The sequence below is a fragment of the Pseudomonas sp. R5(2019) genome (assembly GCF_009905435.1).
Classification (GTDB): Bacteria; Pseudomonadota; Gammaproteobacteria; order Pseudomonadales; family Pseudomonadaceae; genus Aquipseudomonas.
Map to the genome: position 1 here is coordinate 78,528 of NZ_JAAAMT010000004.1, position 12,728 is coordinate 91,255.

At 57.8% G+C, this 12,728-nt stretch carries 13 protein-coding genes and 1 pseudogene; 10 read left to right on the forward strand and 4 right to left on the reverse strand.

From position 1 onward, the window contains the following. The first annotated feature begins 24 nt into the window (after nt 1–24). Nucleotides 25–474, forward strand: a complete 450-nt coding sequence (locus tag GUY40_RS04430) for a thioesterase family protein (RefSeq protein WP_166567728.1) — start codon at nt 25–27, stop codon at nt 472–474. A gap of 195 nt (nt 475–669) precedes the next feature. Here the strand turns inward: GUY40_RS04430 and GUY40_RS04435 are convergent, their stop codons facing one another. The 3 genes from GUY40_RS04435 to GUY40_RS04445 are packed head-to-tail and all read right to left on the reverse strand — an operon-like array spanning nt 670 to nt 2,312. After that, on the reverse strand, nt 670–1,377 hold the full coding sequence (locus tag GUY40_RS04435; protein ID WP_166567729.1) for an ATP-binding cassette domain-containing protein: 708 nt from the start codon (nt 1,375–1,377) through the stop codon (nt 670–672). Then, nucleotides 1,378–2,124 carry an ABC transporter permease gene (locus tag GUY40_RS04440; RefSeq protein ID WP_166567730.1) on the reverse strand — a complete coding sequence of 249 codons (747 nt, stop codon included), beginning with the start codon at nt 2,122–2,124 and terminating at the stop codon, nt 1,378–1,380. Continuing rightward, a complete protein-coding gene (locus tag GUY40_RS04445) occupies nt 2,121–2,312 on the reverse strand; it encodes a hypothetical protein (protein ID WP_166567731.1) in 192 nt (63 codons plus the stop codon). Before GUY40_RS04445 ends, GUY40_RS04440 begins: the two co-directional genes overlap by 4 nt. A gap of 468 nt (nt 2,313–2,780) precedes the next feature. Here GUY40_RS04445 and GUY40_RS04450 point away from each other — a divergent pair, with 468 nt between their 5' ends. The 3 genes from GUY40_RS04450 to ltrA all read left to right on the forward strand — a co-directional run bounded on the left by GUY40_RS04450 (nt 2,781) and on the right by ltrA (nt 6,091). Beyond that, nucleotides 2,781–3,740: a tRNA-dihydrouridine synthase gene (locus GUY40_RS04450; RefSeq protein WP_166567732.1), complete on the forward strand. Its 960-nt coding sequence runs from the start codon at nt 2,781–2,783 to the stop codon at nt 3,738–3,740. Between the two features lie 113 nt (nt 3,741–3,853). Continuing rightward, nucleotides 3,854–4,300, forward strand: a complete 447-nt coding sequence (locus GUY40_RS04455) for an Hsp20 family protein (RefSeq protein WP_166567823.1) — start codon at nt 3,854–3,856, stop codon at nt 4,298–4,300. 474 nt (nt 4,301–4,774) lie between these two features. After that, complete coding sequence (gene ltrA, locus GUY40_RS04460) at nt 4,775–6,091, forward strand: group II intron reverse transcriptase/maturase (RefSeq protein ID WP_178117677.1); 1,317 nt, start codon at nt 4,775–4,777, stop codon at nt 6,089–6,091. A gap of 78 nt (nt 6,092–6,169) precedes the next feature. On the opposite strand, the pseudogene GUY40_RS04465 reads toward ltrA, so the two are convergent. After that, nucleotides 6,170–6,738: pseudogene (locus GUY40_RS04465) on the reverse strand (IS5 family transposase); the annotation flags it as partial. Between the two features lie 128 nt (nt 6,739–6,866). On the opposite strand from GUY40_RS04465, the gene GUY40_RS04470 reads away from it, so the two are divergent. The 6 genes from GUY40_RS04470 (at nt 6,867) to GUY40_RS04495 (ending at nt 12,696) form a co-directional block, all read left to right on the forward strand. Next, nucleotides 6,867–7,514 carry a bifunctional 2-polyprenyl-6-hydroxyphenol methylase/3-demethylubiquinol 3-O-methyltransferase UbiG gene (locus GUY40_RS04470; RefSeq protein WP_166567733.1) on the forward strand — a complete coding sequence of 216 codons (648 nt, stop codon included), beginning with the start codon at nt 6,867–6,869 and terminating at the stop codon, nt 7,512–7,514. Nucleotides 7,515–7,655: 141 nt separating this feature from the next. Next, entirely contained in the window at nt 7,656–8,642 is a 987-nt protein-coding gene (locus tag GUY40_RS04475) for an ATP-binding cassette domain-containing protein (protein ID WP_166567734.1), read from the forward strand. Then, the gene (locus GUY40_RS04480; protein WP_166567735.1) at nt 8,642–9,445 is read left to right on the forward strand and encodes an ABC-2 family transporter protein; all 804 of its coding nucleotides are present in this window, start codon (nt 8,642–8,644) and stop codon (nt 9,443–9,445) included. The genes GUY40_RS04475 and GUY40_RS04480 overlap by 1 nt, the downstream gene beginning before the upstream one ends. Beyond that, nucleotides 9,442–10,230, forward strand: coding sequence for an ABC transporter permease (locus GUY40_RS04485; RefSeq protein WP_166567736.1), 789 nt, complete (start codon nt 9,442–9,444; stop codon nt 10,228–10,230). The genes GUY40_RS04480 and GUY40_RS04485 overlap by 4 nt, the downstream gene beginning before the upstream one ends. 63 nt (nt 10,231–10,293) lie before the next feature. Then, nucleotides 10,294–11,067: an amidohydrolase family protein gene (locus tag GUY40_RS04490; RefSeq protein WP_166567737.1), complete on the forward strand. Its 774-nt coding sequence runs from the start codon at nt 10,294–10,296 to the stop codon at nt 11,065–11,067. Nucleotides 11,068–11,289: 222 nt separating this feature from the next. Next, a complete protein-coding gene (locus GUY40_RS04495) occupies nt 11,290–12,696 on the forward strand; it encodes a M28 family peptidase (protein ID WP_166567738.1) in 1,407 nt (468 codons plus the stop codon). Nucleotides 12,697–12,728 lie beyond the last annotated feature (32 nt).

Sequence of the window (12,728 nt, forward strand, 5' to 3'; positions counted from 1 at the left end):
AAAACAATGTGACCAGGAGCGGGCATGAATTGGGATCTGGCAACGCCATTTGTGATTGATCTACGCGTGGGCGCCGAGGACATCGACGGCCTCGGCCACGCCAACAACGCGGTTTACGTGACCTGGCTCGAGCGCTGTGCCTGGCGCCACTCCCAGCGCCTGGGCCTGGACTTGACCGAGTATCGAAGACTGGACCGCGCCATGGCGGTGGTCCGCCACGAAATCGACTACCTCGCCAGTGCCTATGAAGACGACGAGTTGCAACTGGCTACCTGGATCGTCGACTGGGACCAGCGCCTGAAAATGACCCGTCGCTTCCAGCTGATCCGCCCAAGCGACGGCACCACCCTGTTGCGCGCCCAGACCACCTTCGTCTGCATCGAGCTGTCCACCGGGCGACCGAAGCGGATGCCGGTGGAGTTTATGGAAGGGTATGGTCCGGCGATGATCAGCACTCAGCGGGTGAGTGCCTGATATTTGGCGTCTAACCCCATTCGCGGGCAAGCCCGCGAAGCTTTTAGACCCACAATCACATCCGATTAACCCAGCAAGAATAATAAGTTGCAGCGGTTACCCACATTTCCAGTGGGCCTGCCTGTGGATAACCTGTAGATCAACGGCGCTAGACATTGCCTTGGCTGGCGCTAATCACGTTTGAGCAAAAAATGCTCAAACGGCCAGCGCCGCTTTGATAAACGCTTCATCCAGCGTCGCCGCCTTGTAGAACTCCTTGTACTCATCTCCTGAAGAGAATCCGAGAAACTGCCTTTGTGTGATCATGTAAAAGTCATCGCAATGCTGCGCAATTTCATCGATATGGTGAGAGGAAACCAGCACGGTCGCCCCCTCATCACTAGCTTGCCGAATGCACTGCCAGAGGTAGTACCGAAACTCTGGATCAACACCGGCTGTTGGTTCATCGAGAATGATCAGGTCCGAGGGCAAGCCCAGCAACGACAGCGTGAAGAAACAACGAATCTCTCCGTAACTGCAGATCGCAGGCCTTTTGTCCCAAATCTCACCGTAACGCTTGGCGAGGTTCGGGCTCCAGCGCTCAAGACGCTGGAGCATATAGGCCTTGCCTGGCAGCGTAGAGGCGCAAAGACATGACAGCATCCTGAACACTTCGGACATCTTCAGCGTCGCGGGCGTAGAAAGCGTTTGGGACAAGTAGAGCCGCTCGTTTGCGTTGATAGACAGCGTTCCGGTATCAGGTTTTCGCAGTCCGCAGAGGATATCGAAAAATGTCGTTTTTCCAGCACCGTTGGGACCGAGCAACCCAGTGACGGAGCCCTTTTCGATCACAAGTGATGCGCTCTTGAACAAGCATTTGTTCTTGTGCGAGAAGCTAATGTTGTCGGCAGTTAGAATAGCCATTCAGTATCTGCTCCAGACAGGCTGCGTTCGGAAATACCGGAAAAAAATTGACAGTGCGATGGCTGGGAATACTGCTGCTGTCAGAAAAATCAAGTAGAGTTCAGTCTTTCCAGACATGACTGACTCAGCAAATGTCAGCGGATTGAGTGCACTCAGGTTTGCAAATGTTTTGAGGTGATGGGTGCTGCCCAGATAACCCAATGCAACCATGGCGAACGATAAAATTGAAAGCAAGGTATGGGCAGTGTTGAACTTCAGGGGAGCAAGCGTTATCAGCAGACCCAGTGAAGAAAATAAGAGATAGCAAAAATAAAAGTGTTTGATGATCGTGAGATATTCTTTGGCGTCGTAGGTGCCGAAGGCTGGCTTCGTCAGCAGGTAAAAAATCGATCCATAGGCGAAAGCAATCAATGAGTAGCTGATGACGTGCGCGGCGACAAACAGCACGCGTGCCTGTCGGCCATAAATGAACGACCGGATAAACCCGCTTTCCCTGCGGCCGATCAGGTAAAACGTAAAGCCAAACAGGGAGATGCTTGAGGCTGTGTAGGCGTAGAACCACGAGGCGGCGTTCAGATATTCTTGGTTGAAATACCCTGCTTCTGCTTTTGAGAGCGCAAAGAAGTAAAATATAGCGCAAGGGGATAGTAGTATCCAGAACAGTGCCACGGGCTCTTTAATTTGCTCTGTTACGAATACTGAAGAAAGTGATAATAATCGATTGGCGTAATTTTTTGTTTTTTTCATGGGAAGGGGGTCATGTTGTTTTTTTGTGTGCGATGGTGTTGTTTATGAAACTGGATGAGTGTTTTTTTGAATCCGCCGCAACCACCAGCGCCACCCGATCCTCCGAAGAACTCCATATCTATCCACGATTCGGTTGTTTCATCTATGGGTAACAGCATTTCACCAAGCATGTGTTCATTGTTTTTCATTTTGCTTATCTCTTGTTGTTGCGTTGCCTCCCGAATGAGGAAGTGCATATTTATTAACGTTATTTTTCTTTTGGGTCAAAGGCTCTTTGGATGTCGGTGAATGTCGGTTTTGTTTGAATGTTATTTCTGTGTTTATTTTTTGTGGCTGTCTATAGGACGGTTCTGAATCTAATTTCTATATTTTTGTAAGATGTTTCCGTAGATTGATTTTTTATGCTTCTATTCGATTTGGGGGGGAGGTGCTTAGTGTTGTTCAAGCAACGCCTGGCGTTATGTTTATTCCAGTAGCAGGGACACATGATTTGGAAGTCCCTAAAACCGACGAGCGGTAGCGGCTGAGAGTGTCTCTACTTGGAGCGGATGCGCTTCGAGATTTTCAGAGTGTCGTATGCATGTAGCTCAAAGACCGGTGTAGGTATCACACGCTACCCTTGCTAGAATGCCGCCCTTTCCCCCGAGACATCCCCCATGCAAATAGCCCTGGCCCCCATGGAAGGCCTGGTCGATGACATCCTGCGCGACGTGCTGACTCAGGTTGGCGGTATCGATTGGTGTGTGACCGAGTTCATCCGCATCAATGACCAGCTGCTGACGCCTGCGTATTTCCACAAGCTGGCACCTGAGTTGCAGCACGGTTCGCAGACGCGCGCGGGCGTGCCCTTGCGGGTGCAGTTGCTGGGCTCCGATCCGGTGTGCCTGGGGGAAAACGCGGCGCTGGCCTGCGAGTTGGGGGCGCCGGTGATCGACCTGAACTTCGGTTGCCCGGCCAAGACGGTGAACAAGTCCCGAGGCGGGGCGGTGCTGCTCAAGGAGCCGGAGCTGTTGCACACCATCGTCCAGACAGTGCGCCGGGCCGTGCCGGCGCATATTCCGGTCACGGCGAAGATGCGCCTGGGCTTCGACAGCCCTGACGGTGCGCTGGAGTGCGCCACGGCGCTGGCCGACGGCGGTGCGCAGCAGATCGTCGTGCATGCCCGCACCAAAGTGGATGGCTACAAGCCGCCAGCGCATTGGGAGTGGGTGGCAAGGGTGCAGGAGGTGGTCAAGGTGCCGGTGTTCGCCAATGGCGAGGTCTGGACGCTTGAAGACTGGCGGCGTTGCCGTGAAGTCAGTGGTGTCGAGGACATCATGCTCGGTCGTGGCCTGGTGGCCCGCCCTGACCTGGCCCGACAGATCGCCGACGCCCGCGCCGGTCGCGAAACGCAGCCCATGAGCTGGCAAGAACTGCAGCCACTGTTACAGGATTTCTGGGCGCAAGCGAAGGCCAGGCTCACGCCGCGCTCGGCCCCAGGCCGTCTGAAGCAATGGGTCGCGCTGTTGACCAAGTCCTATCCAGAGGCGGTGGAGCTGTTCGCAGTGCTGCGCCGTGAAGACGATTGCCAGCGCATCAGCGAGCTGCTTCGCATTCCCGTAAAGGCTGCCGCGTAGAAATTTTTCAGTGGCATTCCTTGAAATGATCGAGTCGGTCCTTATCTAGGGAGTACGCGATGCCGAAGTCGGGTCGCGTTAAATCCAACTCGCTGATTTTCAGGAGATGTCACATGACTACCGCATTTTCTCTGGCTCCACTGTTCCGCCATTCCGTTGGTTTCGACCGTTTCAATGATCTGTTCGAATCAGCGGCACGTAATGAGGCGGGTAGCAGCTACCCTCCCTACAACGTTGAAAAACATGGCGATGACCACTATCGAGTCGTCGTTGCTGCCGCAGGTTTCCAGGAACAGGATCTGGATCTGCAGGTTGAAAAAGGCGTATTGACCGTCAGCGGCGGCAAACGCGAAGGCAGCGGCGAAAGCGTCACCTTCCTGCATCAGGGCATTGCCCAGCGTGCATTCAAGTTGTCGTTCCGGCTGGCCGACCATATCGAGGTCAAGTCCGCAGCACTGGCCAACGGCCTGCTGAATATTGACTTGCTGCGGGTTGTGCCGGAAGAAGCCAAGGCAAAACGCATTCCGATCAATGGTGTGCAGCCTGCTTTGCAAAATTGATGATCAGGCAGTGAAAGAAGGGCGCCCTCGTGGCGCCCTTTTTCGTGTGCGCCCAGCATGGGCGCAATCTTGCGGGTGAAAGTCCCGTCGTAAGCTGACCACAGCGAACGAAGTGAAGCGCAACTGCATGAGGGTGACCGAGTGTGGGGAGGAAGCGTGGAGCGAAGCCGCGAGCCGATGTACAAGAATCGGATACAAGGCGGAGCCGACCAGGGCGAGCGGGCACGAAACCGCGAAGCTCTTGTGGTCAAAGGTCAGGCTACGTAAATCCGGCGGTTGTGCGGTGAAGGATTGCGTTCTTACCTGGGGAGATCTCGCCTTGTGCCTGAAAGGGCGACGGTGCAGGCCGGAGCGAGAAGTCAGCAGAGGCCGTAATAGTCTTCTTTTTTTGACGAAGGGCCGAACGAGAGAAAGCGTTGTAGGCCATGTTGATGCGAGAAACCGGAAGTCAGATGCCCGCCAAACGTGGGGCGGATGGAGACTGCGAACGGTGAAGCCGTGAGAAGCCCCATCAGCGACGAGGTCAATCGCCCGCAAAATGAAACCGAAAGCGCAGGGCAAGGGCTGCTGGAACGGGCCTTTGCGAGAGAAAACCTGAAGCGGGCATGGAAGCGAATTAAAGCCAACAAAGGTGCGGCGGGGATCGACGGTCTGGACATCGATCAGACGGCCGACCACCTGCTCACGGTATGGGCCACGATTCGCCAACAGCTCTTGTCAGGAATCTACCGACCCAGTCCGGTACGACGCGTGGTCATTCCCAAATCCGGCGGCGGTGAATGCGAGCTGGGTATCCCAACGGTCACGGACCGCTTGATCCAACAGGCGTTGCTGCAAGTCTTGCAGCCGCTGCTCGATCCGACCTTCAGTGAACACAGTTACGGTTTTCGTCCGGGGCGCTGTGCGCAGGACGCCGTTTTGGCGGCTCAGCGCTACGTGTCTTCGGGTCGAAAAGTCGTGGTGGATGTCGATCTGGAGAAGTTTTTCGACCGGGTTGATCACGACATTTTGATTGATCGCTTACGCAAACGGATTACGGATTGGGCGGTTATCCGGCTGATCCGAGCTTATCTGGATGCTGGGACGCTGATCGATGGTGCGATCGAGAAAAGCCGCTGTGGGACGCCGCAAGGCAGCCCGCTGTCGCCGTTACTGGCGAATGTGCTGCTGGACGAAGTGGATCGAGAGCTTGAACGAAGAGGTCACTGCTTTGTTCGCTATGCCGATGATGCGAACGTGTATGTGCGCAGCCAGAAGGCAGGGCAACGGGTGATGGCTTTGCTGAGGCGGCTTTACGAAAAGCTGCACCTGAGCGTCAACGAGAGCAAAAGTGCGGTGGCCAGTGCGTTTGGCCGCAAGTTTCTGGGTTATGAGTTGTGGTCAGCCCGAGGCGAAGTTAAACGTGCTGCCTCCTATAAAGCGCAGAAGCAGTTCAAGCAGCGGATTCGGTGGTACACCCGACGCTCGTGTGGTCGTAGCTTGCAGCAGGTGGTTGATGAGTTACGGCCCTACATTCTGGGTTGGAAAGCCTACTTTGGATTGTCGCAAACCCCGAAAGTCTGGCGAGAGCTGGACGAATGGATTCGACATCGACTGCGAGCGATCCAACTCAAGCAGTGGAAGCGTAGTTCGACGATCTATCGTGAGTTACGAGCGCTGGGTGCAAGTGAGCGAGTGGCGCAGAAGGTGGCGGGAAACGCCTGTCGCTGGTGGCGCAACAGTCGTCTGGAACTGAATCGCGTACTCAATATTGCGTGGTTCGACAGTCTGGGATTACCGCGTTTCTCCTGACCTCAATCTCTCGAACCGCCCGGTGCGGACCCGCATGCCGGGTGGTGTGGCAGGGGTACGGCCTATGAAGGCCGTCCCCTATGCCGATTGAGGCCGGCTCTGTACGAAAAAATGTCGTAAATACCGCATGGAGCAGGCCAACGAGATAATCTCCGGAAAACTTTTCGCGAGCTTGTCGAATTGTGTCGCGATGCGACGGTTCTCTTTTAACCAGCCGAACATCCGCTCGATGATATTGCGCTGTCGGTATTTCGGCCGATCAAACAGCCTGGGTAAGCCAGGCTTGGGCTTGCGTTTCATGGCCCGTAGCGGGATGACAGGCTGCATTCGATAACGGTTGCAGTAGCGCCTCAAGGCTTCGGCGTCGTAGCCCTTATCGGCCAGTAACCGGTGGCAACGTTTACGAGGGTGACAGCGCAGGCTGGGAATGCTTACCTCATCCAGCAACGGTTGAGCGTAAGCGATATCGCTGGCTTGACCGCCAGACAGGATAAAGCGCAACGGCACGCCGTTGGCATCGCACAGCATGTGGATCTTGGTCGTCAGACCGCCACGGCTACGGCCTTGAACATCTGGTCGAAGGTTCCTCGATTTCGCCAATCTCGAAACCGCTGATAGACCGTCGACCAAGGGCCAAAGCGTTCTGGTCAGTCGCCAGCAGCGGAGGTTTTCATTCCTCGCTGTTGCTGACGGATGACGGCCACCTCGTAATCGGCTCGCATCGCAACGCCGTGCATTTTTATCAATGGATCCCAGCGGCAAACAGGAGTACTGGATGAGTCACGAACAGGAAGTCGAGACGCTCTTCGACGAGTGGGCCATCGAGGATGGGGCAGTGGACATGGCCCGTGAACATTGGGCCCGGGTCGAGCCTGTACTGTCCGCCCTTGAACCCTGTACAGGGCGATACCTGGAGATCGGGCCAGGCAATGGTTACGCCCTTGAGTACATGGCCAGATCGAAGTTCGCTGGGGGGTATTCCCGTGCTGTGGAGCTCAGTCAGGAAATGGCACGCATGTGCGCCGCCAGAGTGTGCGACCGGGATAACGTCGACATCGACGTCGAGAGCTTTCTGAACTGGCGCCCGCCAGCGGGCATGCACTTCGATCTGATCTTCTCCATGGAAGTGTTCTACTACTTCGAGGACATTTCCGCTGCCATTGAGAAAGCCGCCAGCTTGCTGGCGCCGGGCGGAGAACTGATCGTCATGGTGGACTACTACGAGGAAAGCCACTCATCGCAGGGCTGGTCGCAAGAGCTGGGCGTGAAGCTGACGCGCTGGTCGCAAGGTCGCTATCTCGACGCATTCAAGGCTGCGGGCTTGCAGGCGGTAAGGCAGGAGGTGAAAAGCGGTGGTGTGCACGAGCACGGTCTGACGCTCTGCACCCGGGGCAGGCGACCGTCGACGTACGCTCATGCCTGAGCGCAGGAAGCCTTCGGCTAAATTGTCGACAGTATCCTAGGTGCTGATTACCCGGCCAGCCAGGCAAGTACCGCGGATCGCCATGCTTGTAGTCTGGCGTTTTGACTGAATCGAAGGATGCTGGAATTTTCAAGGAGAGGTATGTCAAAAGTAATCGAGCTGTGTGATATCAGCAAGGTATACGAAGTGTACCGTGCCAGTGACGGCCTTTCGCGCAGCCTGCTCCGGTATTTTCGTCGTGAGAAGGCGTACATTCCCGCGGTCAGGGATGTCTCCTTTTCGATAGATGCGGGTGAAGTGGTCGGGTTTCTCGGCGGTAATGGCGCAGGTAAGACCACGACCCTGAAAATGCTCTCGGGCATCGTCCGGCCCAGCGGCGGGCACCTCTCGGTATTGGGGTATGAACCCTTCAAGAGACGGCCGGAGTTCCTCAGGTCGATCGCCTTGGTCATGGGGCAGAAGCAGCAACTGACCTGGGATCTTCCAGCGCTGGAGTCCTTCCACCTGCAGGGTGCCCTCTACGATATACCGGCTGTCGATTGCAGGCGCCGGATCGATGAGCTGTGCGAGCTGCTGTCGGTCGGCGACATCGTCCGCCGCCCGGTCAGGAAGTTGTCCCTGGGCGAGCGGATGAAATGCGAGCTCATACTGTCGCTGCTGCATCGCCCAAGCATCCTGTTTCTCGACGAGCCGACCATCGGCCTGGACCTGGAAATGCAGGTCGCCATCCGCAAGTTCCTCGTCGACTACAACAAAGAGTTTGGTGCGACGATCATCCTGACCTCTCACTACATGGCGGACATTGAGGCGCTGGCCAACCGAGTCATTGTGCTGGACCGTGGTCAGCTGGTGTTCGACGGCGGCCGGCAGGCGTTGGTGAAGGCTCACGTTTCCGAGCGGCGGGTCTGCCTGCGTTTCTCCTCCGGGGTCTGTGGCGAGTCCCTGCGCGCCTATGGCAACCTGATCAGCCTGGACAGCGAAGGCGCCGAACTGTTGGTGCCCGAAGAGCAGTTCGCCAGGACCGTGGCACAGCTGCTGGCGAGTTTCCCGGTGACGGACATCTCGATACAGAGCCCGTCCCTCGAGCAGGCCTTCCCCCGGTTGTTGCTGCCAAGGGAGCACGCCTGATGGTCGCCCTGGCTTCGTTGCCTGGCATTTCCGGGCGCCTGATCCGCACGAGCGTGCTGGTGACCGTGATCTACCGGGCGCAGTTGTTCGTGTGGCTCATCAGCGGCGTCGCGCCGTTGTTCATGATGCTGATCTGGTGGGAGCTTTCACGGGACCGGGTTATCGGAGGGTATGCGGCAAGCGATTTCGTGGCGTACTTCCTGGGCATCTATCTGGTCAGGCAACTGACAGCCGTCTGGGTCATCTTCGTGCTGAACGATGAGATACGCCAAGGAACCTTGTCGGGCCGACTGCTCAAACCGGTCGCACCCTTCTGGTTCCATGTGGCTGACCATGTGGGTCAGATGCTGGTGCGCGCGCCGATCGTGGTGACAGTGTTCTGTATCGGCGCATCCCTTTTCGCCATCGACCTGATGCCCATCGCCAAGCAGCTGCCGTTTTTCCTGATCGCGCTCGTCCTTGCCTGGATCATCATTTTCCATATCTATTACTGTGTCGGCCTGCTCGCGTTCTGGATGGCCAATTCCATTGCGCTGGATACCCTGGTCTGGTCGATGTACACCGTTCTGGGCGGGACGCTCATTCCCGTTGACCTGTTCCCCGAGGCGACCCGCTCTATCGTGACGATGCTGCCGTTCTCCGCGGCGCTGGATTTTCCCGTCAAGGTGCTGATCGGCAAGGCCTCCGGGCTAGAGCTATTGCACGGTTTCGCGGTCCAGCTCATCTGGGTGCTGGTGCTGGTCGCGTTGCGCCGGGGGCTGTGGCGCCATGGTCTGAAGCGCTTTTCCGGAGCCGGAATATGAGTTTTAGAACGTTCAAAGTCCTGCTGGCCTTGATCAGGCATTCGATGCTCGCGGAGCTGGAGTTTCGCGCAAATGCCGTCACCAATGTGGTGAACACGGTGGTCGGGATGCTCTTGGCGCTGTACTTCCTCGATGCCATGTTCGCCGAAGTCGGCAGCCTGGGCGGCTGGAACCTCCACCAAGTGCTGGCGCTGTTCGGCGTGGCCCTGATTCTTGAGGGCCTGCTTGAGGTCTGGTTGTTTCCCAGCCTGCACGCGTTGTCGGAGAAGGTGCGCACCGGCGATCTGGATTACCTGCTGGTGCGTCCGGTCGACAGCCAGTTTCTGGTGTCATGTTCGAAGATCAGCCTCTGGGAACTGCCCCGGGTGCTGATTGGTGTTGCCGTGGTCGTGTACGCCATGCACAGCGAAGGTGCATTGGGTGTGGGCAACCTCGCGGCCTTCCTCGGACTAATGGCTGCGGGAGTGGCGATCTTCTACTCGGTGTTCCTGATCACCTGCACCTTGTCTATCTGGTTCGTCAAGATCGGTGATGTCTGGATCATCAGCTACACGCTCATGGAGATCGCACGGTTCCCGGTATCAGCTTTTCCGCAGACGATTCGTACGGTGTTGACGTTCCTCGTCCCTGTGTATTTCGTTTCCAATGTCCCGGTTGTCGGGGCCATGGGCATGGTCGGATGGCAGGAGGTGCTCGGGGGAATTCTGTTCGCGGTCGTCTTCCTGTGCCTGTCCAGGGTGTTCTGGCTGTTTGCCCTGAGATCCTACAGCAGCGCCAGCAGTTAGCGCTTCAAGGTGCCGCGCCGGATGCCGCGCGGCGATGGTGATCGCCCCACAGGGAAGTTTTTGATGAGTACATATTCCGGGCCTATTCTCGACGCGCATGTGCATACCGAGTTCGCCGGGGCGGACAGTCTGCAGGCGTTCCAGGCGTTGAAATCGCGCTTCAATATTGTCGCGTCCGTGACGGACTCGCATGCACCCGCCTACAGTGACCAGGTGTTGCAGGATCTGGGCGTAGGCAGATGCGCGGTCATCGCTCAGCCTCAATGGTGTCCCGAGTCGCTGACACAGGGGCTGGCCAATGGTGTCTACCTGGCGATCAAGATCAACCTCGGGTTCATGCATGTGCATGCTGACGACTTTCGGCTCCAGGCGCTGTACTCCCTGGCGCGCCAGTTCGATGTCCCTGTGCTTTTCCACACCGGCGACACCGGCTGGCATCGCTCCAAGCTCAAGTACGCCCATCCGCTGAGCCTGGACGAGGTCATCGTCGACCACCCCGATGTGAACTTCCTCCTGGTTCATAGCGGCAATCCCTGGTTCACCGATGCCGCGGCGCTCGCGGCGAAGAACCACAATGTCTGGCTCGACCTCAGCTCGATCATCGAGGGGTCGTTGAGCGAAGTCTCCCAAGCCACGCTGGACAGGTTGATGGTCGATCCGATCCGCTGGATGCTCGACTACACCGGGAAGCCGGAAAGGCTCGTCTTCGGCTCAGGTTGGCCGTCTGTCGATTACCCGGGTTATGTCGCCGCGTGCGCCAGGGCAGTTGCGCAGCAGTACCACCGGCAGGTGTTCTTCGACAACGCCGCTCAGCTGTTCAAATATTCTTCCAGATAGAGGGGAGCTTGCATGCGTCGGTCACTGCCGAAAAAGACAAAGCATAAGCCAGGGGGCGGCCCGGCCTTTCGCGGTTACCTCAGACATAAGGCTCATGCTGCGTCGCTCGCCGACAGCTGCCGGACGCTCTCTGGTGCGCTTTACGCCGGGCGGGGGGTGGGAGAGCCCGGAGGGTGGCGTGCATCCCTGTGGATTGCCAGGAAGGCGCATGCGCTGGGGCTAATGGCCTGGCACGGTCGCAGGAGCCTCTTCCAGTCTGTACCGCTTGGCTCCGCCACCCCGCGGCCCAGGTCGGACGGTTGTCAGGCGATCGTCCAGGGCGACGGCTCGCAGTACGACCTGCTGCGCGATGATGAGCTGCTGGTTCGTTCACAACAAGCCAGCGTTGTGCTCGACAACGTGCCTCTGGTCTTCGTGGGCTACGGGATCGTCGCAGCGGCATACCAGTGGGACGATTACGCCGGGCTCGATGTCGTCGGCAAGGTGGTGGTCGTGCTGCCCAACGATCCCGGGCGGAACAGCCCAAGGGGCGAGCGCTTCCAGGGTGAGCGAATGACCTACTACGGCCGCTGGGAATACAAGTATGAGGAGGCCGCTCGACAAGGCGCCGCTGGCGTGATCATCATCCACACTGATGAGCTGTTTGGCAGCGCCTTCCACCTGGTCCGGGACGAGATGCGCCGTCCGTTTCGTTTTCTTCCGGGTGCGGTGCGCAGTGGCCTGGCGTTCGAAGGGATTTGCAGCGAGCGCTTCGGACGGCAGTTGTTGTCCGCGACAGGCCTCGACCTCGATACCTTCCTGGCCGACCCATGGCCGATGGCCAAGCGCGCGCGCTGGCTCGACGCCCGCCTGCACCTGAGCTTGGGTTTCGACATAAGGATCGGGCATTGCTGGAATGTGCTGGGCATGAAGAAAGGCAGGCTCTTCCCCCGGCAATGTGTATTGCTGTGCGCGCACTGGGACCATCTCGGCAGGACTCCCGACAGGACGCAACCCCGTGGCTACTATCCCGGCGCGGTTGACAACGCCGTCGGCGTCTCGGTGTTGCTCGAGCTGTCCAGGCGGCTGGCGAACGCGGCCCCGTTGCGCCGCACCGTGCTCATTGCCTGGACCACCGCGGAGGAGGTGGGCATGCTGGGATCCGCGCAGGTCGCACGGTTGATCGGCGAGACTGGCCTCGATGTGGTCGCGGCGCTCAATGTCGATGGCTTCGTGCCTATTGGCAAGACCCGTGACCTGAGCCTGGTGGACGGTGATCAATCTGACCTGCCCAGTGCCTTCGTGCGGGCCGGCAAGCATCTCAACCGGCGCATCAGTCTCGATGATGCGCCTTGCGCCGGCTACTTCTACCGATCAGACCAGGCGAGCTTCGCCAAGATCAACATCCCCGCTGTACAGGTCACTACCGGCAGCGATCTGAAAAGAGGGGGCATGGAGGAGGGCCTGAAGCGGCATGATTTCTACGACTCGAACATTTATCACAGCACGTCTGATACGTTCGACAGGTATTGGGACTTCGCCAGCATCTGCGCCGATATCGATGTGATTCATGAAACGTTACTCCTGCTGGCCGACTCGTCATTGCGTCCTGTACTGCGCTCGTTGCGCCGATCTACGGATGGCGACTGACCAGTACTTACACGTCAGCGTCGTTCACGGGA